This is a genomic window from Hyphomonas sp. (assembly GCF_017792385.1).
In the GTDB taxonomy this organism is placed as follows: domain Bacteria; phylum Pseudomonadota; class Alphaproteobacteria; order Caulobacterales; family Hyphomonadaceae; genus Hyphomonas.
Genome location: NZ_CP051230.1, coordinates 2,881,885 through 2,904,813, shown reverse-complemented (window position 1 = coordinate 2,904,813; position 22,929 = coordinate 2,881,885). Strand labels below are relative to the sequence as shown.

Genomic DNA, 22,929 nt, shown 5'->3' with positions numbered 1-22,929 from the left:
CCTATACCAGCATTTCCCGTGCCTTGGCGAGCGCTGCAATGAATGCGTCCACCTCGTCGGCCGTGTTGTAAATCGCGAAACTTGCCCGCGCCGTGGCGCTGACTCCCAGATGCTCCATCAGGGGTTGTGCACAGTGATGCCCGGCCCGAATGGCAATGCCGTACCGGTCCAGGATCTGGGCCAGGTCATGTGGATGCGCCCCCTGCAGGCTGAAGGCCAGCACCGCCCCCTTGTCCGGCGTATCGCCATGAATGGTCAATCCATTGACGCCGCGCAGGCCATCATGTGCGCGCCGGTAGAGCGCCGTCTCGTGCGCCACCACATCCGCATGGTCAAAGGCGCTCATCCAGTCCAGCGCCGCCCCCAGGCCGATGGCCTCAAGAATGGGCGGGGTGCCGGCCTCGAATTTGTGCGGAGCCGTATTGTAGGTGACCCGGTCGCGGGTCACGATCTCGATCATCTCGCCGCCACCCTGATACGGCCGTGCCCGGTCCAGGGCCTCCGCCGTGCCATACAGCGCGCCGATGCCCGTCGGTCCGTACAGCTTGTGCCCGGTCATGACATACCAATCACAGCCAAGCGCCTGGACATCGACCTTCAGATGCACGGCAGCCTGACTGCCATCAGCCAGAACTTCCGCGCCAACCTCATGGGCCAACCGGCAGATTTCCGCCATGTCCGTCACCGTGCCAAGCACATTGCTCATATGGGTCAGGGCAACCATGCGCGTCTTCGGACCGATGGCCCGCGCCAGGTCTTCCATGTCCAGCGAACCATCCGCATTCAGGCCAACCCATTTCAGCACGGCCCCATGGCGCTCCCGCAGAAAATGCCAGGGCACGATGTTGGAGTGATGCTCCATCACGGACAGGACGATCTCATCGCCTGGCTCGATACGCCCTGCCAGCGCGGAGGCAACAAGGTTGATGCCTTCGGTCGAGCCCTTGGTGAAAACTATGTTCTCCGTACTCGGCGCATTCAGGAATGCGCGAACCTTTTCTCGCGCCGCTTCATAGGCCTCGGTGGTCTCGTTCGACAGCGTATGAATGCCCCGATGGACATTGGCATAGGCCGTGCGCGACTGGTCCGCGATCCGGTCAATGACGGCGTTCGGCTTCTGCGCGCTGGCCGCATTGTCCAGATAGACCAGCGGCTTGCCGTTGACTTCCCGCGACAGGATCGGAAATTCAGCCCGAATGGCACCAATGTCGAACGCCCTGCTCATGCGCTTGCCAGCCATGTTTCCGCTTCACCGCGCAGCAATTCCTCAAGCGCGCCAGCCTCTTCCAGGGCCTCGGCCACAAAGGCCTGCGTCAGCAAGGCCCGCGCCGTCTTTTCCGGAATTCCGCGCTGGCGCATGTAGAACAGCTGGTCCTCGTCCAGCGCGCCACTTGTATTGCCGTGCGCGCATTCGACATCGTCCGCATAGATCTCCAGCTCAGGCTTGGCAAAGACAACCGCGCCATCCTCCAGCAGCAGCGCCTTGTGCTGCATGTCGGCATCGGTGTACTGCCCGGCCGTACGCGGTACGAAGAACTTGCCCTGGAACACGCCGGTGCCGCCATCCAGCACCGCACCCTTCGTCAATTGGCGGGTGATACAAGAATTCGCCCCATGGCGCACATGGGTCGTAATATCCGTGTGCAGACCCTTTCCGATCAGATAAGCGGCATTGAGCGTTGCCTTGGCCGTCGGCTCCTGATGCGTGACCCGGGTTTCCAGCCGCGCCAGTTTGGCGCCGAAGGACAGGGTTGTCTGCGTAAACTCCGCCTCTGCATCGAGGTGCACCAGCGCCGTCGAGGCGATCGTCTCCTCGGGCGTACCACGCTGGTAGACAGTGCGGTTGGCCAACGCGCCCGACTGCAGTCCGAATTCGATCACAGAGGCCGCAAGGCCGGCGCCGCCAAGATGGCTTTCAGATACGGTCAGCGACACGCCCGGCCGCACGACAATCACGATACGGGCGAAACTCGCTTCGCCTTCGCCGCTGAACTCGAAATGCAGCCGCGGCAAGTCGCTCGACGTCACTTCCAGCAACAGGGTGGCAGGGCGCGCCTTGCCGCCGGCCAAGGCGGCTGCCAGCGCTCCGAGCGGAACATCCTCCGCCGCGCCCATCGCCTGCGCCTCTTCCTTGGCAAACACGTTCAGACCATCCGGAACATGATCCGGGGGGAAATAGCCGCCCGGCGAGAGTTTGAACACCAGCGCGCCTTCATGCGGAATCGGGTCCTTGGCCGATGGCGCAGCCGGCCGGTCCAGCGCCTTCAGCGCGGCCTTGAAATCAGTCCATTTCCACGCTTCAAGCCGGCGATGCGGCAAGCCGGTCTGCGCGAACGCGCCGAACAGGCGTTTGCGGCGCTCATCTTCCGGCTGCATGCCGTAGCGCGCGATCAGTTCCAGTTCGGCCGCATTCGGATCGGCAATCAATTCCCGCAGGGCTGTGGTCACGCCACCTCCCCGAGGATGCCTTCATATCCTTCCTTCTCGAGCCGCAGGGCCAGTTCAGGGCCACCCGTCGCCACGATCCGCCCCTTGGACAGGACATGCACCTTGTCAGGCTGGATATGGTCCAGCAGGCGCTGATAGTGCGTGATGACCAGCATGCCCCGGTCCGGCGACCGCATGGCATTCACGCCGTCGGCCACCGTCTTCAGCGCGTCGATGTCGAGCCCCGAATCCGTTTCATCCAGGATCAGGAAATTCGGCTCCAGCATCATCATCTGATAGATTTCGAGCCGCTTCTTCTCGCCGCCGGAAAAGCCGACATTCAGCGCGCGCTTCAGCATCTCCGCATCCAGTTTCAGCGCCTTGCCGATCTCGCGGGATTTCTTGATGAAGTCAGGTGCAGAAATCTCGTCCTCGCCGCGCGTCTTGCGCTGCGCGTTCATCGCCGCGCGAACAAAGGTCATCACCGGCACGCCGGGGATCTCGACCGGATACTGGAAGGACAGGAACAGACCCTTGGCAGCGCGCTCTTCCGGATCCATGTCCAGGATGTCGTCGCCGTTCAGCGTCGCGGTTCCGCCGGTGACCTCATATCCGTCCCGGCCGGTCAGCACATAGGACAGGGTGGACTTGCCGGCGCCGTTCGGCCCCATGATCGCGTGGACCTCGCCTTTCGGCACTTCCAGCGACAGACCATTGATGATGGTCTTGGCGTCGTCTTCATCGCCGACAGTGGCGGTCAGGTTCTCAATCTTCAACATGCTGCGCATGTAAGCCCGCTGGGCCTGTGCGAAAAGCCCCGGATGCAGGAAATGCCGTCCGGAATGGCCGGAAAGCCGCTCCGCGGCGCGATTCTCCGAATTTGCCGCACATGTCGCGCCGGTCAGGCGTCCCTTTGGGCCAGCATGTCTGCCTCCCGCACGGACAGCCGCTCGGTCCAGAAAGTCAGGGAGCTGCACCGCCCCTCATCGTCCAGATCCGCTTTCAGGATGCCATTCGACCGCTGCGGCTCGTCGAGCGCCTCGATGATGGCGCCAGACGTCCAGTGCGCCCATCCGTCGGAAATCTTCTCGATCTCGAATGACACATCTGTCAGCCGCGCCCAGACAGCGGCAAACACGTCACTTATGGCCTCGCGCCCCTCAATGGGCGCATGAAACGGGGTTTCGAAGAATTTGGCATTGTCGCTGAACAGCGACCCGAGCAGCGCCACATCGCCGCCATCCTGCGCCCTCGCATAGGCCGCAAGCCAGGCGTCGAAAGCACCGGCCTCAGCCAACACTGCCCTCAAGGCTGACTTTCAGCAGGCTCTGGGCCTCGACGGCAAACTCCATCGGCAGCTCCTGCAGCACTTCGCGGACAAAGCCATTCACCAGAAGGGCGACCGCCTCTTCCTCGCCCATACCGCGCTGGCGGACATAGAACATCTGGTCGTCTGAAAGCTTGGTCGTCGTCGCCTCATGCTCCAGCTGTGCATCGGCCCGGCGGTTCTCCACATAGGGCACGGTGTGCGCGCCGCAGCGATCTCCGATCAGCAAACTGTCACACTGGGTGAAATTGCGCGCCTTGTCGGCCTTGCGGTTGATCGAGACGAGCCCGCGATAGGTATTGTTCGACTTGCCGGCCGAGATGCCCTTGGAGATGATCCGGCTGCGCGTCCGTTTGCCCAGATGGATCATCTTCGTGCCGGTATCGGCCTGCTGTCGGCCATTGGTGACGGCGATGGAGTAGAACTCGCCGACACTGTCATCGCCGCGCAGGATGCAGCTCGGATATTTCCAGGTCACGGCAGACCCCGTCTCGACCTGCGTCCAGCTGATCTTCGACCGGTCGCCCCGGCAGTCGCCGCGCTTGGTCACGAAATTGTAGATGCCGCCCTTGCCGTTCTCGTCGCCCGGCCACCAGTTCTGCACGGTGGAATACTTGATCTCGGCATCTTCCAGCGCGACCAGCTCCACAACCGCGGCGTGCAGCTGATTCTCGTCGCGCATCGGCGCCGTACAACCTTCCAGATAGGACACATACGCGCCTTCATCAGCAATGATGAGCGTGCGCTCGAACTGGCCGGTATTCTCGGCATTCATGCGGAAATAGGTCGACAGTTCCATCGGGCAGCGCACGCCCTTGGGCACATAGACAAAGGTCCCGTCCGAGAAGACGGCGCTGTTCAGCGTCGCAAAGAAATTGTCCGATTGCGGCACCACCGTGCCGAGATATTTCTTCACCAGGTCCGGATATTCATGCACGGCTTCCGAGATCGACATGAAGATCACGCCGGCCTTTTCCAGCTCCTTGCGGAACGTGGTGGCGACGGACACGGAGTCGAACACGGCATCGACGGCCACGCGCGGCGCCTCGCGCGCAGCCGCAGCGGTCTCCGCCGCACCTTCGACGCCCAGCAGGACTTCCGCCTCGCGCAGCGGGATGCCCAGCTTTTCGTAGGTTTCCAGGATTTCCTTCGGGACGTCGTCAATCGACTCATACTTTGCGCCGGTCTTGGGCGCGGCATAGTAGTAATAGTCTTGGTAGTTGATGGTCGGATAATCAACCATCGCCCAGGTCGGCTCTTTCATGGTCAGCCAGCGCCGATAGGCCGCCAGGCGCCATTCAAGCAGCCATTCCGGCTCTTCCTTCTTGGCTGAGATGAAACGGATCGTATCTTCGGACAGGCCCTTCGGCGCCATGTCCATTTCAATGTCCGTGACAAAGCCTGCGGAATAGTTTTCCGACTCGAGCGCCTTCGCGGCCTCGACCGTTTCCTGGTCGATGCTGTCCTTCACCTTCACCTCGGTGCAGTCATCATCATGGTCTTCGATGCCGCCGCAGCAATCCATCAGGCTGTTTCCTTCAATACCGTCCGCCGGGCCGCGTCGAGCCAGGCATCTGCCACACCGGTGAAATCCTCCGGCGTGCTGTTCCATCCAAAGCTGGTGCGGATTGCCGATTCCGCAAGGGCGTCAGATGCGCCCATCGCCAGCAATACGAGCGACCGCTTCACCTTGCCAGACGAACATGCAGACCCGGCCGATATGCACACACCCGCCAGATCCATCGCCATGACCTGCGTTTCTGCCGCAAAGCCCGCTTTGGCGAAGTTCGAAGTGCCGGCCAGCCGCTCGGCGGCCTTGCCCATGATCACCACGCCCGCCTCGCGCTCGAGACGCGCCTCCATATCATTTCGATATCCTGCCAGCATAGCATATTTCGGCAATTCCTTCACGGCGGCCTCCACCGCCGCGCCAAATCCGGCCTGCGCGGCGACATTTTCGGTTCCGGACCGCAATCCGCGCTCCTGCCCCCCGCCATGCGTCACGGCCTTCAGGGGCGCGCCTGCCCGGTGCCACAAGGCTCCGGCGCCCTGCGGGCCGCCAATCTTGTGCGCCGACAGGCTGAGATAGTCGACGCCGAGCAGGCCGACATTCACAGAGATCTTGCCGAGGCCCTGCACCGCATCACAGATCGTCACCCCCCCCGCTTCGCGCACGATGCGGGCTGCTTCCGCGACAGGCTGGATCACGCCGGTCTCATTATTGGCCAGCATCAGGCACAGGACCGGCGTGCCGAGTGTTTCGTGATCCCAGTCCGCAACCTGATCCGACAATTGCTCCAGGTCCAGAAGGCCATCCGGCGTCACATAGGCTGTTTGAACCCTTGCGCCCGAATGCGCCGCCGCCTTGGTCACCGCTTCATGCTCAATGGCCGAGACGAGGAAGGTGCAGTTTCCGTCCAGCGCCGCGACCACACCATGAATGGCCAGATTGTCTGCCTCGGTTCCGCCGCCCGTCAGCACAATATCCTCGGCCCGGCTGCCAATGGCACCACCAATCGCCGTGCGCGCGCGTTCCAGCACGCCGCGCGCCGCCCGGCCGGACGTGTGCACGGAGGACGGATTGGTCGCGCCCATGTCCCAGACGTCCAGCATGGCCTGACGCGCTTCCGGCCTCAGCGGCGAGGTTGCATTGTGGTCGGCATAGATCATGGGGGGGATATACTCGTTTCGCGGCGTTTTTGCAGGTGTAGAAAAATTTGCTTTTCACAGCTCAAATGGCTTATGACCGCGCCCTTCCCCCGTGACCAGCGAGTATGACATGGCAGAACTCATCATTCCGGGCCCGCAGGGCCGCATCGAAGCCCGTTACACAGAGCCGCCGGTTCCCGGCGCACCGATCGCCCTGATCCTGCACCCACACCCCAAGGCGGGCGGCACGATGCAGGATCCCATCTCGATCCTGCTCTATCAGATGTTCGAACGTCACGGCTTCGGCGTCCTGCGCTACAATTCGCGCGGCGTTGGCCGCAGCCAGGGCCAGTATGACCAGGGCATCGGCGAACTGGAAGATGCCGCCTTTGTGCTCGACTATGTCGAGAATTTGGCTGAGAGCCCGCGCTATGTCTGGTGTGCCGGCTACAGCTTTGGCGCCTGGATCACGCTGCAGCTGCTGATGCGCCGTCCGGAGATCGATGGCTTCCTCGCCATCTCGCCGCCAGCCAATCACTACGACCTGTCCTTCCTTGCGCCCTGCCCGGCCTCCGGCCTGATCGTGTCTGGCGACACTGACTCCATCTCGTCTCCGGAAGACGTCGAACGTGCGCTGACCAAGGTGCGCGTCCAGAAGGGCGAGCAGATCGACCGGGCCACCGTGAAGGGTGCCAATCACTTCTATCAGGACAAGCGCGACGAGCTGATCGGGCTTTGTGAAGACTATTTGCTGCAGCGTCTGGCGGACGCCGAGGAAAAGCTGCGCCTTGAAGCTGAAGAAGACTAATCCAGGAGTTTCCCGCCTCCCATGGGGGCGGGAACGCCGGTCGTCGAGGGCCAGCTGATCGGCAGGCCACGAGCCGTCCGCGCGGCCAGAAACGCAAACGCCTCCGCCTCGATGGAATCCCCGCGCCAGTCAACGGCCTCCGCCGAGCGCACCTCACAGGCCACAGACTCTGACAGGGCCCGCATCAGCGCCGGATTGTGGCGCCCGCCGCCGCACACGATCATGCGGGCAGGATATTCCGGCAAATGCGCCACGCCCCGCGCCACCGCGCGCGCACTAAATGCGGTCAGTGTTGCCGCGCCATCCTCGACCGACAAGCCGCGGACCATGCTGGCATTGAAGTCGTAGCGGTCCAGGGATTTCGGCGGGGCCTGATCGAACCAGTCATGATCAAGCAACTGCGCCAGCAAGCCCTCATGGGCGCGCCCGGCAGAGGCGAGCCGGCCGCCTGCATCGTGGGTTCCGAGCCCGTGTCCCTCGACCCATTCGTCTATCGGCCCGTTTGCCGGGCCGGTGTCGAACGCGATCAGCGTGCCATCCCGCATCCGCGCGGTGATGTTTGCGACGCCCCCAAGATTGAGGACACAGGCCGCCTCGTCTCCCAGCCGGTCCAGCAGGGCGGCATGATAGGCCGGCGCCAATGGCGCGCCCTGGCCGCCCGCCGCCACGTCTCGGGTGCGGAAGTCACAGGCCACCGGCACGCCCAGCGCGGCCCGCATCCCCGGCGCGTCAATCAATTGCAGGGTCGCCCCGGGTGCAGCGCCTTTCGGGGCCCTGTGCAACACGGTCTGGCCGTGCACACCGGCCAGTCGGGGCATCGGCCCGGACCAGTCATCCTGTAATTGCGCCCAGGCGGCAGCATGGGTCTGTGTGATCACGCGCCGCGCCGCGTCGAATTCGGTCTCCGGGGCTGGCCCCGTCCAGTTCCAGGCGCGGGCCGCATCGGTCGCGCGCTGCAGGACGACGCGCTCCCCGGCTGTGTATTTCCGTTCTGCCGTCGCGCCAAACTCCAGCACACGGGCGCCATCGGTCAGGATCAGCGCCGCGTCCACCGCGTCCAGCGATGTGCCCGACATGAAGCCGGCGACCCAGAACGGTTCAGAATTTTCACTGATGGAGTTCAAGATGTCTGCTTTCCATGTTACGCGCGGGCGCTTCACGGAGACACGAGAAGATGAGCGAATACAAGTCGGAATTCCTGAAAACCCTGTCCGACAGGGGTTTCATCAAACAGGTCACGCATCCAGCGGAAATGGATGCCTACTGCCAGACGGGCATTCCGACGGCCTATATCGGCTATGACGCAACAGCTGACAGCCTTCATGTCGGCCACCTGATGCAGATCATGATGCTGCGCCACCTGCAAAAGGCGGGCGGCAAACCGATTGTGCTGATCGGTGGCGGCACCACCAAGGTCGGTGACCCGACGGACAAGGAAAAGTCCCGCCCGCTTCTTACCGACGCGCAGATCACCGAAAACATGGAAGGCATCAAGAAGGCCTTCCTGCCTTTCCTCAGCTTCGGTGACGGCCCGACCGATGCGATCATGGTCAACAATGACGACTGGCTCGGCAAGCTCGGATACATCGAGATGCTGCGCAGCGTGGGCACCTATTTCACCATCAACACGATGGTGAAGCAGGACACCGTTGCCCGCAGGCTGGCAGCCGAGCAGCCCTACACCTTCCTCGAATTCAACTACCTGCTGATGCAGTCCTATGACTTCCTGGAACTCTTCCGCCGCCACAATTGCCGCATGCAGATCGGTGGCTCGGACCAGTGGGGCAACATTGTCGGCGGCGTCGACCTGATCCACAAGGCGATCAGCGGCGAGGCCTTCGGCCTGACGGCCCACCTGATCACCACCGCGTCCGGCGGCAAGATGGGCAAGACAGCCGATGGCGCAGTCTGGCTCAATGCCGACCGCAAGAGCCCGTACGAATACTGGCAGTTCTGGCGCAACACGGAAGACGCCGATGTCGGCCGCTTCCTGCGCCTGTTCACAGAACTGCCGCTGGACGAGATCGCCCGGCTGGAAGCCCTTGAAGGCGCAGAGATCAACACGGCGAAAATCGTGCTGGCCAACGAAGCGACGCGAATGCTGCATGGCGACGCGGCGGCAAGGGAATCCGAAGCCGCCGCGGCTGCAGTCTTCGCCGCCGGCGGATCCGCAGAGGCGCTGCCGACGGTGGATGTGGCGACGGCCGATCTTGAAACCGGCATGCTGGTGGCCGCTGCCTTTACCGCCGCAGGCCTGACGGACTCCAATGGGGAGGCCCGCCGCCTGATCAAGCAGGGCGCCGCCAGGGTGAACGATGTTCAGGTGAAGGACCAGAACGCCTCGCTGGCCGCAGCAGACCTTGTCGACGGCACCATCAAGCTGTCAGCCGGCAAGAAGCGTCACGCCCTGATCCGCGCTGTCTAGAATTCCTCTTCGGGAATCGGTGGCAGTTCCGACGGGATCGGCACGTCTTCCGGCCGGGTTTCGGCTTCAGGAATATTCGTCTCCGCCGGGTTCTCGAAGATCCGGCGGATGACCCCCGGCGCAAGCGCCGAGAGCGGATTGACCGAGACATTCGCCTTTTCCAGGCTGCCGCGCACGCTGTAGGTCAGCGAGAAGACGCCCTCGCCGTCCCGCCCGACCACCAGATCCCCGATGATCGGAATTCCTCCGAGGGCGGAGTTCATGCCGAAGCTGGGCACCAGCACGCCGTCGACACTGATATCATTGTCCGCGCCGAGATAGCCATTCACCGTCAGGCCGAGGGCCGGTCCCTGCGCCTTGCCGCCGGTCACCACATACCGGTCCCCGGCAATCGTCAGCGGAATGTCGATGCGCGAGAACAACACGCCGTCCCCGCCCAGCGTGTCGGCCAGCCCGCGCAGCGAGGCGAGCGACAGGATCTGCGTCAGGAACGGCGCATTGTGCAGGCGGCCATTCGTGATCGCGATGTCAAAGCGCGAGGGCTGCCCGTCGCGTGCCAGCAGCCCGTCGAGGTCCAGCCGCCCGCCCTCCAGAAAGTCCAGTTCCAGGAACGCGCTGGCAATGAAGCCCGCATCACTGCTGACCACCTTGATCCGCGTGCCTTCCGGTGACGAGCCATCCAGATCGATATTGAATTCGGAGCCGTCATCGGTCTTGCCGGTCGCCGACAGCTTCTGCATGCCGTTCACGGTCGACAGCCAGGACACATCGGCATTGCGCACATACATGCCCGCGCCCAGCGTCAGCGTGTCGACATCCGCCTCGACGCTCAGCGGCGCGCCGCCTCGCTCATTGGCATCGCCCAGCGCCCCGATGCCCGGCAGCGCGCCGGAAAGATCTAGATAGGCGCCGGTCAGCGCGACCTGCAGATTGCCGTCATCGCTGCGCGTGATCTGGCCAGCCACATCGGCTGTATCAGCCAGGAAGGCGCGGCGCAGGTCCGCCGATACCAGCCGGGAGTCGCCGCCCAGCGTGAACTTGCCGTCGAGATACGCATCCTCGCTGGTGAACAATATGTCGGAGGAAAACCCGTCCGCCACGCGTTCATAATGGACCGACACGTCTCCGCCGGTGCCAGCCGGTTTCATCCAGCCGATCTCTGACAGATCAAGCCGGGCCTCGCCGAGATCCATTTCCACATTGGCGACCGACACTTCCTCATCCTCAATGGAGGCCTGGATTTTTGCCGGCACTTCTCCCGTCAGGTAGGCCCGGCCAGGCAGCCCGAACCGGTTGAGCACGTCCGGCGTCACGATGGCGGTCGCTTCCAGGGCCGAAGGCGCGTCGCCATCCCGGAACCCGTCCGTCCAGGTGAACTGGACGGGAGACGGCCCCAGATCGCCGGTGCCGGTCACGGTCAGGCCGTCCTGCGTCACCTTCACCTGCGCGTCGGCGTTGACCAGATTGATGCCCAGCGCCGCCCGTTTCAGGCCGCCCTCCGTCACCCTGCCAATGGCCGTGAACCGCACATCCTCGTCCGGCACATTGTCCAGCGCCGGGCGGAACATCTCGAAGGTCGCTTCGGCCTCGCCGGTCAGGCGCGTTTCATCAAAGCCGAGCTGCAGCCGCGACTCGTTCAGCGTGGTGATGACATTCGCAGCCGGGCCATGTCCCCGCGCGAAAACCCGGAAATCCTCGCCCTTCGGATTGAAGGCCGGAAAATCGACCAGCGCTTCATCGACCGCCCAGCCGCCATAATCGCCGCGATTCACAATGACCCGGAAACTGTTGCCGGTCAGGCGGCCGCGTCCGACGGCATTGCGGGCCGCCGGCAGGTCATCCAGAAATTTCACATCCGCGGAATTGATGTCGAAGGTCAGGTTGAGATCCTCATCCCGCAGATAGCCCTCGGCAAAGCTGTCCCGCGCCAGCGTCAGCTGCGCCTGCAGTCCGGTGATGTCGGTATTGGTGATGCGTTTGCGCGTGAAGGAGCGCGCGCCGGTGCCGAGCGTTACCGGCCACAGCGCCAGCACGGTCTCCCGGGACACAACCCCCTCCGTTGCCAGTTCCAGCGTGCCGGTAAAGGGAGGCTCGCCCGGCTGACGATCGGCCAGCATCGCGATATCGGCATCCAGCGTGTACACGGCCTCCTCGGACGTGAATTGCAACCGCGTATCGCTGAGACGCCGGGATTCGAAATCCGCCATTCCGCTCATTCGCACATCCAGGAAGGACACCGGCGCCTCCAGCACGGGCGTGACATCCAGGCCGAGCGCAGGACTGGTCAGGCGGAACCGCCGCGCGCCGGAGCCCTTGAGCGCGTCGAAAATCTCCAAATTCAGCTGGCCGGACACGGGCCCAAACCGGCTCGACTGCCAGTCGACCTGCAAATCGTCCTGCGCGGCGGCATAGGTCAGGGCGAGGTCCAGGTCCGACACCGGCGTGCCCGACTCGCCGAACGGCAGGATGCCCTCTTCCAGCTTCGCCTTGATGATGATTTCCTCGACGCCCTGCGCCGCAGACGTGTCGAATTCCACAGTGATGTCTGCCGGCACGCCGGACAGCGACTCTCCGCGCGCACCGAGCCGCGCTGACAGGTCTGCCAGAGACCATTGGGCGGCAGCCAGCGAGGCCTGCATGCGGCTGCTCAGCTCGCTTGTCCGGATGTCCAGGGCCATGCCGCCGGGCAGACCGGTTCCAACCCCGCTGCCGGACATCGACAAGGCCAGCCCGTCCTCGGTGACCGACAGGGCCCCGCGCGACTCGGCCAGCTTGAAGAGCGGTGCGCCGTCCGCGCCGAACACCCGCATCTCGAATTCTTCGTAGGACAGCCGCTCCAGGCTGAACTCCTGCTGCTCTTCCCGCAGCACGGTCAGGATCATCGGCAGGACGACATTGACCCGCTCAAGCCATTCGCCCGGCGTCTGCGGCATCTGCCCGGCCGGGATGTCGGGCAAGGGGTCCCCGGCAATGTACCATTTGCCCTCGTCGGTCTGGGTGACATCGACCCAGCCTTCCGCGAGGCTCAGTCCCAGTACTTCGACATCCCCGAGCACCAGCGCCGACCCGGACAGCACGATCCGCGCCCGCTCCGCCTCGGCGGCCACATTGCCCTCCTCGTCGAGCATCCGGATATCATATCCAGTGACCAGGACCCGGCGATCCTCTGCCGACCATTCCAGAAAGACATCATCCACGGTGACCGGCCGGCCATCCCGCGAATTGGTCAGGGCGCGCTCGATATCGTCCCGGAACATTTCCAGTTCGATCGGGCCGCTGGACAGGCGGAAGACAAGAAGCCCTGCCAGGAGCAGCACCACAAGTATCAATCCGCCGAGTATTTCAAGGATGATGAGGGCAGCTGGCTGGCGGACCAATTCGGAAACTCCGGAAATCGACTAAAAATTGCGTTCCATAGTGATATATGCACACGGACCTGACCGCACCATAGGAGGAAAACATGGCGAAATCCCTGCAGGAAGGTGACAAGGCCCCCGACTTTTCCATGCCGTCAACCGATGGCCCGATCCAGCTCAAGGATTTCAAGGGCAGCTATCTCGTCCTCTACTTCTATCCGAAGGACGACACGCCCGGCTGCACCACGGAAGCCAAGGACTTCACATCTCTGGCTGCCGAGTTCGCCAAGCGGAATGCCAAAATCGTGGGCGTCTCCCGCGATCCGATGGCCAAGCATGAAAAATTCGCGGCCAAGCATGAACTCGACGTGATCCTGGCCAGCGACGAATCCGGCGAGACCACCGAATCTTATGGCACATGGGTCGAGAAAAACATGTACGGCAAACGTTATATGGGCGTCGCACGGGCCACATTCCTGATCGACCCCTCGGGCACAATCATTAAATCTTGGAAAAAAGTCCGCGTGAAAGGGCATGCAGAGGCCGTTCTGGAAGAACTCCCCGCCTGAATAAAAGCCTTGAATGACAAGGTTTAGCCCCCCGGAAGTTATTGTTAACGGCAGGTTTACCCTGTTGAGCGAATTATTTCAGGAATTGTGCGCGTTAGGGGTTTCGTCCCTTAGTGTTTCCGGTATTAATTCCCTACGGGTTTGGGAACTTGCTGTAGGTGGTGTTGCAGTAAGCGGTGTGATTCCAGTCGACGGGTGGCGTGAATGGCGAAATGGAGTGCGAATCTCAAAGCGACGTTTGATCGCGCATTTCCCGAACGGCAAATCTATCATCGCAGCGGCGGCACGGTCCGCTACATATCCATTTCTCCCTGGCAGCAGGCCATCTTCGCCGTCGGCGCAACCGCGCTTGCCGGCTGGACCCTTTTCCTGACCGGAACCTTTGCGCTTGGCGGCTCGTCAGGCTCCCTCACGGGCAGCTCGGATGATCGCGAACTCGCCAAGTATGAGCGCTGGGTTCAGGATCTGCGCGCAAAGGATGCCCTGTCCCGCTCGCTGCTCGAGGAGCGCACCGATGCGTTCCAGCGCGAGACCGCCGAATGGGAAGATCGCCAGAAGGCGCTTGAGGAATTGTTCGAGCAGCTCAAGGGCGATGAAGACCTCGAAGTTTCCGCCCTCAAGGGCGATGGCGCCGACCTGCTGGTTCAGGCCTCGATCGAAGAGGCAGATGACCGTCAGTCGCGCGACGGCTTCCGCATGACGGCGTCGCTGGATGCGAGCGGCAACCGCGTCAGCGTCAGAAAGCTGAAATACAATCAGGAGCGCATGCTGGATGAGGCCGAGGATCTGGCCATCGAGCGCGCCGAACGCGCCCGCAGCGTGATCCAGCTGACCACAATCGGCAGCGACCGGATCATGGAGAGCGCCGAAATGGGCGGCCCGCTTGTGTCCATGGCCAATCTGACCTCCGGCACCGGCAACGGCCTGTCGGATCAGGATGCCAGCTTCTACAACCGCCTGACGGAAACACAGGCCCGCGTGGCCGAAATGCAGTATTATGAACAGATTGTTGAAAGCCTGCCGCTTGGCGCGCCCGTCGGCGTGCCTTTCCGCTACACCAGTCCGTACGGAATTCGCGTAGATCCTTTCATCAAGCGCCCGCGCTGGCACAATGGCATTGATGTGGCCGCCTATGGCGGAGCACCGATCATTGCGTCCGGTCCGGGCAAAGTGAGCTTTGCCGGCGCACGCTCCGGCTACGGTCGTGTGGTCGAGATCGACCATGGCTACGGGTTCAAGTCGCGCTATGGCCACCTTCGGTCCATCACGGTATCAAAAGGCGATACAGTGGAAGTTGGTGACCTTGTGGGGAAAATGGGCACGACCGGACGGAGCACCGGATATCACCTCCATTTCGAGGTGCTGTTCAACGGCAAAGCATATGATCCAGTAAAGTTTTTGAAAGCAGGCCGCCATGTTCACGAAGAATAACAAATCCAGTGACACCACCCCCACCCCGTCGGAACCCATGAAAGCCGCACCGGCCCAGGACGCCATCCGTGGCGCGTCGTCCAAACCGGCAGCCCGTGCCGCCTCCATCATTTGTGCCGACATGAAGATCAACGGCTCCGTGTCGTCCGAAGGCGCGCTGCAGATTGACGGAACCGTCGATGGCGACGTTGCTGCCAGCGACATCACGATCGGCGCCAGCGGCCACATCACCGGCGAAGTGAAGGCAGAAGTCGTTCGCGTGAAGGGCCGTATCAAGGGCTCCATTCGCGCGCGCAAGGTCGAACTGGAGACCGGCGCCCATGTGAAGGGCGACATCGTCCATTCGTCGCTGCAGATCCAGTCGAATGCGGTCTTCGAGGGCCAGGTCAAGCATGCCGACGATCCGCTGAAAGACACGGCACCCAAGGCTGCGGCTGCCGCCAATGAGAGCAAGCCACTGGCCTCGTCCGGGCCGGCAGGCTACGGCATCTCGCCATCCGCCTCCTGAGGCCGGCGCCACACGCCCATCAGAAAAGCCGGTTCCGAAGGGAACCGGCTTTTTCATTTCAGGCATGGAAACAAGTGCGTCATGCGGTGGCGCGGCGGACAAGGGCCGTCGTCATCCGGGCCCCTTCGACAACCACCGTATCCCCGGTCCGGATCATTTCGCCTTCTACGGCTTCGGCGCGCCAGACCGTATCCCCGATACGGACCTGACCAGACCCGGAGAGGAAATCTCCCATGGCCATGCCGCGTTCACCGATCAGGGCCGCCATCCGCCGATTGAGCGTCGGATGGTCCGGCGAACTCTTGCGGATACCGGACAGGACCGTACGTCCAAAAACGATCAGCGCCGTGGAGGCGATGCCGAAGATCACCATCTGCCACTGCCACACCGTCCAGGCATCGGGCGCGAAATAGGCGAAACCGGCGGTCAGCCAGGCGGCGATCGCGACCATGAGCAGGTCGAAGGTCCCGGTCATCATCTCGATCCCGAACAGGATCAGTCCAAGGACCAGCCAGTGCCAGAAGGTCAGTTCGGAAAAGACCTGTTCCATCTGATCAGCTTCCTTTCTTGTCGCTCAGCCCCTTGATGCCCTCAATGGTGCCGATGATGCTCGAGAATTCTGCCGGAATGATGACCGTCTTCTGCTGCTCGGACGAAGCCAGCTTCGCAAAGGCGTCGACATAGGCCTGGCCGAGGAAGTAGTTGACGGCATTCACGTCGCCACGGGCGATCGCCTCGGACACCATGGCAGTGGCCTTGGCCTCGGCCTCGGCTTCACGCTCACGGGCCTCGGCATCGCGGAAGGCAGCCTCGCGGCGGCCTTCAGCCTCCAGGATCTGCGCCTGCTTCTGGCCTTCCGCCTTGAGAATGGCAGACTGCTTGTCGCCTTCGGCCGTCAGGATTTCCGCACGCTTCAGGCGCTCGGCTTTCATCTGCCGGGCCATGGCTTCGGTGATGTCGGCCGGCGGGCTGAGATCGGCGATCTCGATCCGCGTGACTTTCACACCCCAGGGATTGGTGGCCGAGTCGATCACGGTCAGCAGGCGGGCATTGATGTCGTCGCGATTGGACAGGACCTCGTCCAGATCCATGGAACCGACCACGGTCCGGATATTCGTCAGGGCGAGATTGGTAATGGCGTGATGGAGATTGTTGACCTCATAGGCCGCCGCCACGGCGTCCACCACCTGGATGAAGACCACGGCGTCACACGACACCATGGCGTTGTCCTTGGTGATGACTTCCTGCTGCGGCACGTCCAGCACGGTTTCCATCATGTTCATCTTCCGGCCGACCCGGTCGACAAATGGCGTGATGATGGACATGCCGGGATTCAGGGTCCGCGTGTAACGGCCAAACCGCTCAACCGTGAAATTGTAGCCCTGTGGGACGAACTTGAACGCAGACATCAGCCCGATCAGGCCGACCACGGCGATCAGTATGAAAGCGGCAAAACTCGGATCCATATATTCCTCTCCTTCTGTTACCCAGAATTAATGTGGGAGAGGTTTTCCGTTTTTCAATAAGAATTTAATGAAAAACGGCGCGCCCAGCCCCACCAGACGCGCCGTAGATCGCACAACTTGCTTAAGAAACCTTCTCAGGATTAAAGTTGATTCAGCATGTAGTCGGCGCTGGACACCTTGAATTCTCCGCCATCTTCCACGTTGAGTTCGGAAACCGTACCGTCCTTGACGATCATGGAATAGCGCTGCGAGCGCTGGCCCATGCCGAATCCGCTGGCATCCATTTCCAGGCCGATCGCCTTGGCGAAAGCGCCATTGCCGTCTGCCAGCATGCGCACGGTCTCGCCCGCGCCGGCATCCTTGCCCCAGGCGCCCATGACGAAGACGTCATTCACGGACGTGCAGACAATCTCGTCCACCCCCTTCGACTTCAGGTCGCCGGCCTTGTCGACAAAGCCCGGCAGGTGGCGGGCCGAACAGGTCGGCGTATAGGCGCCGGGCACGGCAAACAGCGCGATCGTCTTGCCGCCGAACACCTGGTCCGTCGTGCGCGGCTGGGGGCCGTCGGCGGTCATTTCCATGAAGGTGGCGTCCGGAAGCTTGTCTCCGACTTTGATGCTCATCAGCTGGTCTCCTTGATGCTGTCCTGCCCAATTAGACCGCCAGCGGCCCGGCGACAAGCGGGCACGCCCTTGCCAAGCCCCGGGATTTCGCCCAGCATCGGTCTGGAAAGGTAGCCCTCATGGATGTCGACCTGACAGGCAAATTGCTGATCGCCTTGCCCGGCATAGGCGATCCCAGATTTACCCGGTCTGTCATCCTGGTCTGCGCGCATTCCCCCGAATTCGCGATGGGCATCGTCCTCAACAAGCCCATGCAGGGCCTGACCCTGCCCCAATTGCTCGATCAGCTGGACGTGCCGGTCGAGATCGACATTCCCGAAGACCTCGTGCTGGATGGCGGACCGGTCAGCAGCGACCGGGGCTTCGTACTGCACACGGATGATGTCATCAGCGAGGGCGCGACGCTCGAGATTGATGGCACATTCTGCATGACGGCCACACGGGACATCCTGACCGCGATCGCCTCTGCCCATCGGCCGGCCCGGTCGGTGCTCGCGCTGGGCTATTCCGGCTGGGGCGCCGGCCAGATCGAATATGAACTGGCGGAAAATGCCTGGCTGGTCGCCGATCCCAGCCCGGACCTCGTCTTCGGCGCAGACCATGATGACAAATGGGACGCCGCGCTGCACCAGCTCGGCATCGACAGCGGACGCCTGCAGATTCACCCCGGCACAGCCTGATCAGGACGTCAGGAAGGCAATCGCATTGGCCTCTTCCATCGGGCGGGCGAACGCAAAGCCCTGCGCATAGTCGAATCCCAGGCTGCGCAGGCGGGCCGCATCATCCTTGTGCTCGACTCCTTCGGCCGTCGTGGTCATGCCGAGGCGCGCTGCCAGCAGGGTCAGGGTGCCCAGAATGGTGTCGGTGCGCTGCTGGCCCAGCCGCCGGGTCAGGCCGTGATCGATCTTCAGACTGTCCGCCGGGAAATCGGCCAGCCAGGCAAAGGAGGAATGCCCCGTGCCGAAATCATCCAGCACCAGGCCCGCCCCCACGGCCTTCAACGCCATCACGGCGGCCAGCGCGTCGGTCTCGTCCCGGAGGGCGGCCTGCTCGGTCAATTCGATGCGCAGCGCCTTCTCCGGCAGGTCATAGCCCTGCATCAGCGCCTCCACCAGCGCCGGCAGCGTGCTGCGCGCCAGATCCCGCGCCGTCAAATTCACATGCATGAACAGGTCCGCCCGGCCGGACGCTTCGCGCAGCTTCGACAGGGTCTCCGCCGACCGGATCAGCATGTTCGAGGCCAGCGCCTCGTCCTCATAGCGGCTGGGCGGATTGCGATGGGCGCCATCATCCCAACGGGCCAACGCCTCAAATCCCGCCACATGGCCATTGCCCAGCGAAACGATGGGCTGGAAGACGGGATAGAGATCCGGACCGGGCTGCAGGTCCGATGGATCGATATCGGCAAAATCGCTGCCGGCCAGCACCATGCCATGTGCTTCGTCTTCCCCGACAAAGGCTCCAACCAGATGAATGTCCTGCCCGCTCGACAGGGTGAGATTGCACCGCACGGGCCCGTCGGCGGTGTCGAACGCCTTGTCCAGCCGCCCTCGGCTGAGCCCCTCGAACATCTGCTCCAGCGCGGCAATCGACCAGTCGCCGTTCAGGTCCGACAGGGCGCTGCCCCGCGGTGTGTCGATCACCAGGTGCCGGTTGCTGGCGGTCCAGTGCCAGCTTCCCTGCGGCTGGCTCGCCTCGTCTGGCAGCATTTTGCGAACCTCCTGCAATCGGTCAGGACCGGGTAAGGGCGAAGAGGACATGATCGCGGCGAACGCCGGCAATCTCAAGGTATTCCTTCGCATGTCCTTCCTCCAGGAAGCCGCACGCCTCCAGCACTTTCCGCGAACGCAGGTTTGATGCCAGAATGCCGGCCTCGACCCTGTGCAGCTGCAGTTCGGACAGCGCCCAGTCACACACCGCCTTCACGCTCTCCTGCATGAAGCCATGGCCCTGATAGTCCTCGCCCAGCCAGTAGCCGAGGCTGGCACTGTTGGCGGGCCAGGCCCGCACATTGGTCAGCGACACGCCCCCCACCAGCCGGCCGTCCTTCAGCCGGCGAACCAGGAAGACATAGGCCCGCCCCCGTTTCCAACCGGCTTTCCAGGCATGCAGGCGCCGGGCCCAGTCCGCCCGGGAATTGGCATCCTTCGGCCAGCTCGGCTCCCAGGGCTGGAGATGTTTCCGGCTGCGCCGGCGCAGGCTGGACCAGTCCTCGAAATCCTTCTTCCGCGCCGGTTCGATCACCAGCCGGCGGGAGACGATAACCGTGTCCTTGCGCGAGACAGCCATGACCTAGCGGGCCAGCTTCCCGACCCGTTCGTGCACGGCGCCCAGGCTCGGCTCGATCCGCTCGAAGATTTCCGAAGCCGCCAGCACGTCCGAGGCATGGTCCGGCAGGCCGGCATCGCGGCCGGTCGCTTCGCGCACCGTCTCCGGGAATTTCGCGGGCGACGCCGTGGCCAATACCACCGTCGTGACGCCGTCGTCTGCCACCGTGTTGCGCGCGACATGCGTACCGACAGCCGTATGCGGACAGATCAGCCAGCCTGTTTCGCGCTCGAACCGGCGCATCTCTTCCATCGTGTCGCCATTGCTGACGCTGATGGCGCGGATGCCGGAGCAGGACAGACGGCTGGTCGCCGCATCCGGCAAGTCGGCCTCTCCGGACTGGGCGAACCGGTCATATACGCTGCGCACCGCGTCACTGTCCCGTCCGGACATCTCGAACAAGAGCCGTTCGAAATTGGACGGGATGGAAATGTCCATGGCCGGGCTGGGCGTGGCCACCGTCGGACGGCGGGACATCACACCGGTCGTGAACAGGCGCATCAGCGCGTCGTTTTCGTTCACGGCACAGATGATCTCCAGTCCCCCCGGCAACAGGCCGCAACGGGCCGCCACATAGCCTGCCAGGGCATCGCCCATATTACCACTCGGCACGATGAACCGGATCTTCTGCCCGGCAAGCGCCGCCTGCGACGTTGCATAGTACACCATCTGCGCCGCAATCCGGGCCCAGTTGATGGAATTGACCCCGGACAAGCCGACCCGTCCGACAAACTCACGGTCGGCGAACAGGGATTTGACGATGGACTGGCACTGGTCGAAATCCGTATCGAGCGCGAGGTTCAGGACATTGGACGCGCCCGTCGTCGTCATGAACAGGCGCTGGATCGGAGACACACGCTCGAACGGGTGCAGGATCACCAGGTCGGCATGGCGGGCCCCGGCAAAGGCCGCCGCCGCCGCGCCGCCCGTATCGCCGGATGTGGCGCACATGATCGTCATGTGCCGGCCCGTCTTGCCCAGCACCAGATCATAGAGCTGGCCGATCAGCTGCATGGCCACATCCTTGAAGGCCAGTGTCGGCCCGTGATGCAGTTCCAGCAACCAGTTGGCAGGTCCGGTCTGGGTCAGCGGCGTGACGGATTGGTGGGCAAAACGGGCATAGGCCCGGTCACACAGGCCCTGAACCTCCTCCTCCGTCAGCGTGTCCCCGGCAAAGGCGGAGATCACGCGCGCGGCCACCCGGGCATAGGGCTCATCCGGACGGGCCGGTGCAATCGCGGGAAAGGTTTCCGGCACATACAGCCCGCCATCCGGCGCGAGCCCGGCAAGGCATGCGCCCAGGAAATCGACCGGCTCCGCCTGTCCCCGTGTGGAAATATACTTCATGCCCCGTTCCTTCCGCGCAGCCGCAACCGGCCCTTCTGATAGTGAAAGGCCAGATACACACCGAGCAGCGCAATGGCGAGCCCCCACCACGTGATCGCATAGCCAAAATGCCTCTGCGGCGGCAAATCATCATCCATTCTCAGCCGCGCGAACGGGTTTGGCCCCGCCTGGGCCCGGCCATTCTCTGACAGGCGCAGGGTCTGCGGTTCGAACACGTCGGGCGCAACGCGTGCGGCCACATCCGCCGCCAGCAGGCCAGCCAGATCATTCGGGCTGTAGGCATAGAATACGCCTTCGGCAGGCCGATCCTCGCTGGCAAAGGCGTTGCGGTTGCCCGGCTGCTTGTAGAGACCGCGCGCCTCAAATTTCAGGCCGGCGCCACAGCTTGGCCCCTGACACGGCACCGGAGGCTCGACCTGATAGATCAGTTCGATTGTGGTGAAGAAAACCCGGGTCCCGTCATCGATGGCCACAACCCGCCGCCAGGACGCTGCGCCATCGGCATAGGCATACACCATCGCCTCGCTGCCCGGCACGACCCGGCCGTCCAGTTGCTGCCAGGCCGGTTCCGTCTCGTCCAGCGCCATTTTCTCGCTGAAACGTCCATATTGCCAATTGCCCAGCATCACCAGAATGGCCAGCGAAACCAGCGTGAACAAGGTCAGGACGGGATAGGGGCGAAAGCGCATGGCGTCTCATCTGGTCCTTGAAAAAAGGCCCGCCAGGCATGCGCCGGCGGGCCCGAAACAATTCGCACCAATGGCAGGTGCCGGTCTATCCGCCGTAAACCAGGTGCGGCACGACATAGACGAAGGCGAACAGGAACAGCCACACCACGTCCACAAAGTGCCAGTACCAGGCCGCAAATTCGAAGCCGAGATGCTTCTCGGACGACATGCCGCCCATCAACAGGCGGATCAGGCAAACCGCCAGGAAGATCGTACCGATCACGACGTGCGCGCCATGGAAGCCGGTCGCCATGAAGAAGGCCGACCCGTACAGCGTGCCGTCGAAGGTGAACTGCGCGTGGCTGTACTCATAGGCCTGCAGCAGGGTGAACACGAAGCCGAGGATCACGGTCAGGACGAGGCCGAGCTTCGCACCGGAACGGTCATCGTGCTGCAGCGCATGGTGGGCCCAGGTCACGGTGGTGCCGGACAGCAGCAGGATCAGCGTGTTGATCAGCGGCAGGTGGAACGGATCGAAGGTCTCGACGCCAACCGGCGGCCAGTCCGCAAAACGCGACAGGCCTTCGGCATAGAGCGCATTCGCCGAATCCCAGGTCGAACCGACACGGGCGCTCTCATAGATCGCGAATTCGAAGAAGCTCCAGAACCAGCCGACGAAGAACATGACTTCGGAGGCAATGAACAGGATCATGCCATAGCGCAGGCCGATCTGGACAACCGGCGTGTGGTCGCCAACCTGGCCTTCCTTGATGACTTCACGCCACCAGCCGAACATCACCCACATGACCATGGCCAGGCCAACGGCAAGCAGCCACCAGGTGCCCTGTTCCATGCCGAACAGGCCCTTCATGTAGGTCACTCCGCCCAGCGCGGTGACGACCACAGCGATGGACCCCAGCAGCGGCCAGGGTGACGGATTAACGAGATGGAAATCGTGTTTGACTTCGTCGTGAGCCATGGCCCTTTTGACCCCTCT

The 22,929-nt window shown here is 63.1% G+C and carries 22 protein-coding genes; 6 read left to right on the top strand and 16 right to left on the bottom strand.

Features of this window, described 5'->3' with window-relative positions; genetic code table 11:
• Position 1: 1 nt before the first annotated feature.
• From HF955_RS14085 to HF955_RS14060, 6 genes are all read right to left on the bottom strand, one after another.
• A complete protein-coding gene (locus HF955_RS14085; RefSeq protein ID WP_291075914.1) occupies positions 2 to 1,240 on the bottom strand; it encodes a cysteine desulfurase in 1,239 nt (412 codons plus the stop codon).
• The gene (locus tag HF955_RS14080) at positions 1,222 to 2,448 is read right to left on the bottom strand and encodes a SufD family Fe-S cluster assembly protein (RefSeq protein ID WP_291075912.1); all 1,227 of its coding nucleotides are present in this window, start codon (positions 2,446 to 2,448) and stop codon (positions 1,222 to 1,224) included. Before HF955_RS14080 ends, HF955_RS14085 begins: the two co-directional genes overlap by 19 nt.
• Positions 2,445 to 3,206 carry a Fe-S cluster assembly ATPase SufC gene (gene sufC, locus HF955_RS14075; protein WP_291075911.1) on the bottom strand — a complete coding sequence of 254 codons (762 nt, stop codon included), beginning with the start codon at positions 3,204 to 3,206 and terminating at the stop codon, positions 2,445 to 2,447. Before sufC ends, HF955_RS14080 begins: the two co-directional genes overlap by 4 nt.
• Positions 3,207 to 3,328: 122 nt before the next feature.
• Positions 3,329 to 3,727: a nuclear transport factor 2 family protein gene (locus HF955_RS14070; RefSeq protein WP_291079310.1), complete on the bottom strand. Its 399-nt coding sequence runs from the start codon at positions 3,725 to 3,727 to the stop codon at positions 3,329 to 3,331.
• Positions 3,717 to 5,279 carry a Fe-S cluster assembly protein SufB gene (gene sufB / locus HF955_RS14065; RefSeq protein WP_291075909.1) on the bottom strand — a complete coding sequence of 521 codons (1,563 nt, stop codon included), beginning with the start codon at positions 5,277 to 5,279 and terminating at the stop codon, positions 3,717 to 3,719. Before sufB ends, HF955_RS14070 begins: the two co-directional genes overlap by 11 nt.
• On the bottom strand, positions 5,279 to 6,424 hold the full coding sequence (locus HF955_RS14060; RefSeq protein ID WP_291075908.1) for a cysteine desulfurase family protein: 1,146 nt from the start codon (positions 6,422 to 6,424) through the stop codon (positions 5,279 to 5,281). The genes sufB and HF955_RS14060 overlap by 1 nt, the downstream gene beginning before the upstream one ends.
• Positions 6,425 to 6,533: 109 nt before the next feature.
• Here HF955_RS14060 and HF955_RS14055 point away from each other — a divergent pair, with 109 nt between their 5' ends.
• Entirely contained in the window at positions 6,534 to 7,211 is a 678-nt protein-coding gene (locus tag HF955_RS14055; RefSeq protein ID WP_291075906.1) for an alpha/beta hydrolase, read from the top strand.
• Here the strand turns inward: HF955_RS14055 and HF955_RS14050 are convergent.
• Positions 7,208 to 8,326, bottom strand: coding sequence for an anhydro-N-acetylmuramic acid kinase (locus HF955_RS14050; RefSeq protein ID WP_367279799.1), 1,119 nt, complete (start codon positions 8,324 to 8,326; stop codon positions 7,208 to 7,210). The two genes, HF955_RS14055 and HF955_RS14050, sit on opposite strands and share 4 nt — an antisense overlap.
• Before the next feature lie 59 nt (positions 8,327 to 8,385).
• Here HF955_RS14050 and tyrS point away from each other — a divergent pair, with 59 nt between their 5' ends.
• Positions 8,386 to 9,636 (top strand): tyrosine--tRNA ligase, encoded by a 1,251-nt coding sequence (gene tyrS / locus HF955_RS14045; RefSeq protein ID WP_291075902.1) that lies wholly within the window; start codon positions 8,386 to 8,388, stop codon positions 9,634 to 9,636.
• On the opposite strand, the gene HF955_RS14040 is transcribed toward tyrS, so the two are convergent.
• Positions 9,633 to 13,013, bottom strand: coding sequence for an AsmA-like C-terminal region-containing protein (locus tag HF955_RS14040; protein WP_291075900.1), 3,381 nt, complete (start codon positions 13,011 to 13,013; stop codon positions 9,633 to 9,635). The genes tyrS and HF955_RS14040 overlap by 4 nt on opposite strands.
• 83 nt (positions 13,014 to 13,096) lie before the next feature.
• On the opposite strand from HF955_RS14040, the gene HF955_RS14035 reads away from it, so the two are divergent.
• The 3 genes from HF955_RS14035 (at position 13,097) to HF955_RS14025 (ending at position 15,500) form a co-directional block, all read left to right on the top strand.
• Positions 13,097 to 13,561: a peroxiredoxin gene (locus tag HF955_RS14035; RefSeq protein ID WP_291075898.1), complete on the top strand. Its 465-nt coding sequence runs from the start codon at positions 13,097 to 13,099 to the stop codon at positions 13,559 to 13,561.
• A gap of 204 nt (positions 13,562 to 13,765) precedes the next feature.
• Positions 13,766 to 14,992 (top strand): peptidoglycan DD-metalloendopeptidase family protein, encoded by a 1,227-nt coding sequence (locus HF955_RS14030; RefSeq protein ID WP_027840002.1) that lies wholly within the window; start codon positions 13,766 to 13,768, stop codon positions 14,990 to 14,992.
• On the top strand, positions 14,976 to 15,500 hold the full coding sequence (locus HF955_RS14025) for a polymer-forming cytoskeletal protein (RefSeq protein WP_291075896.1): 525 nt from the start codon (positions 14,976 to 14,978) through the stop codon (positions 15,498 to 15,500). Before HF955_RS14030 ends, HF955_RS14025 begins: the two co-directional genes overlap by 17 nt.
• A 79-nt stretch (positions 15,501 to 15,579) precedes the next feature.
• Here HF955_RS14025 and HF955_RS14020 read toward each other — a convergent pair whose 3' ends face one another.
• From HF955_RS14020 to HF955_RS14010, 3 genes are all read right to left on the bottom strand, one after another.
• Positions 15,580 to 16,050 carry an NfeD family protein gene (locus tag HF955_RS14020; RefSeq protein ID WP_291075893.1) on the bottom strand — a complete coding sequence of 157 codons (471 nt, stop codon included), beginning with the start codon at positions 16,048 to 16,050 and terminating at the stop codon, positions 15,580 to 15,582.
• A 4-nt stretch (positions 16,051 to 16,054) separates the two neighbouring features.
• Complete coding sequence (locus tag HF955_RS14015) at positions 16,055 to 16,966, bottom strand: SPFH domain-containing protein (protein ID WP_291075891.1); 912 nt, start codon at positions 16,964 to 16,966, stop codon at positions 16,055 to 16,057.
• Positions 16,967 to 17,106: 140 nt separating this feature from the next.
• On the bottom strand, positions 17,107 to 17,589 hold the full coding sequence (locus HF955_RS14010; protein WP_027840005.1) for a peroxiredoxin: 483 nt from the start codon (positions 17,587 to 17,589) through the stop codon (positions 17,107 to 17,109).
• A gap of 119 nt (positions 17,590 to 17,708) precedes the next feature.
• Here HF955_RS14010 and HF955_RS14005 point away from each other — a divergent pair, with 119 nt between their 5' ends.
• Positions 17,709 to 18,269: a YqgE/AlgH family protein gene (locus tag HF955_RS14005; protein WP_027840006.1), complete on the top strand. Its 561-nt coding sequence runs from the start codon at positions 17,709 to 17,711 to the stop codon at positions 18,267 to 18,269.
• Here HF955_RS14005 and HF955_RS14000 read toward each other — a convergent pair whose 3' ends face one another.
• The 5 genes from HF955_RS14000 to HF955_RS13980 all read right to left on the bottom strand — a co-directional run bounded on the left by HF955_RS14000 (position 18,270) and on the right by HF955_RS13980 (position 22,911).
• A complete protein-coding gene (locus HF955_RS14000; RefSeq protein ID WP_291075888.1) occupies positions 18,270 to 19,298 on the bottom strand; it encodes an EAL domain-containing protein in 1,029 nt (342 codons plus the stop codon).
• A gap of 22 nt (positions 19,299 to 19,320) precedes the next feature.
• A complete protein-coding gene (locus HF955_RS13995; RefSeq protein ID WP_291075887.1) occupies positions 19,321 to 19,878 on the bottom strand; it encodes a GNAT family protein in 558 nt (185 codons plus the stop codon).
• A gap of 3 nt (positions 19,879 to 19,881) precedes the next feature.
• A complete protein-coding gene (thrC, locus tag HF955_RS13990; RefSeq protein WP_291075885.1) occupies positions 19,882 to 21,264 on the bottom strand; it encodes a threonine synthase in 1,383 nt (460 codons plus the stop codon).
• A complete protein-coding gene (locus HF955_RS13985; RefSeq protein WP_291075883.1) occupies positions 21,261 to 21,953 on the bottom strand; it encodes an SURF1 family cytochrome oxidase biogenesis protein in 693 nt (230 codons plus the stop codon). The genes thrC and HF955_RS13985 overlap by 4 nt, the downstream gene beginning before the upstream one ends.
• A gap of 85 nt (positions 21,954 to 22,038) precedes the next feature.
• A complete protein-coding gene (locus HF955_RS13980) occupies positions 22,039 to 22,911 on the bottom strand; it encodes a cytochrome c oxidase subunit 3 (RefSeq protein ID WP_291075881.1) in 873 nt (290 codons plus the stop codon).
• Positions 22,912 to 22,929: the final 18 nt, after the last annotated feature.

Bases quoted from the DNA above. Each gene is read 5' to 3' on its own strand.
- HF955_RS14015 (WP_291075891.1), bottom strand. From the start codon at position 16,966: ATGGATCCGAGTTTTGCCGCTTTCATACTGATCGCCGTGGTCGGCCTG.
- HF955_RS14055 (WP_291075906.1), top strand. From the start codon at position 6,534: ATGGCAGAACTCATCATTCCGGGCCCGCAGGGCCGCATCGAAGCCCGT.
- sufC (WP_291075911.1), bottom strand. From the start codon at position 3,206: ATGTTGAAGATTGAGAACCTGACCGCCACTGTCGGCGATGAAGACGAC.
- HF955_RS14085 (WP_291075914.1), bottom strand. From the start codon at position 1,240: ATGGCTGGCAAGCGCATGAGCAGGGCGTTCGACATTGGTGCCATTCGG.
- HF955_RS14035 (WP_291075898.1), top strand. From the start codon at position 13,097: ATGGCGAAATCCCTGCAGGAAGGTGACAAGGCCCCCGACTTTTCCATG.
- HF955_RS14020 (WP_291075893.1), bottom strand. From the start codon at position 16,050: ATGGAACAGGTCTTTTCCGAACTGACCTTCTGGCACTGGCTGGTCCTT.
- HF955_RS14060 (WP_291075908.1), bottom strand. From the start codon at position 6,424: ATGATCTATGCCGACCACAATGCAACCTCGCCGCTGAGGCCGGAAGCG.
- HF955_RS14030 (WP_027840002.1), top strand. From the start codon at position 13,766: ATGGCGAAATGGAGTGCGAATCTCAAAGCGACGTTTGATCGCGCATTT.
- thrC (WP_291075885.1), bottom strand. From the start codon at position 21,264: ATGAAGTATATTTCCACACGGGGACAGGCGGAGCCGGTCGATTTCCTG.
- HF955_RS13980 (WP_291075881.1), bottom strand. From the start codon at position 22,911: ATGGCTCACGACGAAGTCAAACACGATTTCCATCTCGTTAATCCGTCA.
- HF955_RS14010 (WP_027840005.1), bottom strand. From the start codon at position 17,589: ATGAGCATCAAAGTCGGAGACAAGCTTCCGGACGCCACCTTCATGGAA.
- tyrS (WP_291075902.1), top strand. From the start codon at position 8,386: ATGAGCGAATACAAGTCGGAATTCCTGAAAACCCTGTCCGACAGGGGT.
- HF955_RS13985 (WP_291075883.1), bottom strand. From the start codon at position 21,953: ATGCGCTTTCGCCCCTATCCCGTCCTGACCTTGTTCACGCTGGTTTCG.
- HF955_RS14025 (WP_291075896.1), top strand. From the start codon at position 14,976: ATGTTCACGAAGAATAACAAATCCAGTGACACCACCCCCACCCCGTCG.
- HF955_RS14000 (WP_291075888.1), bottom strand. From the start codon at position 19,298: ATGCTGCCAGACGAGGCGAGCCAGCCGCAGGGAAGCTGGCACTGGACC.
- HF955_RS14005 (WP_027840006.1), top strand. From the start codon at position 17,709: ATGGATGTCGACCTGACAGGCAAATTGCTGATCGCCTTGCCCGGCATA.
- sufB (WP_291075909.1), bottom strand. From the start codon at position 5,279: ATGGATTGCTGCGGCGGCATCGAAGACCATGATGATGACTGCACCGAG.
- HF955_RS13995 (WP_291075887.1), bottom strand. From the start codon at position 19,878: ATGGCTGTCTCGCGCAAGGACACGGTTATCGTCTCCCGCCGGCTGGTG.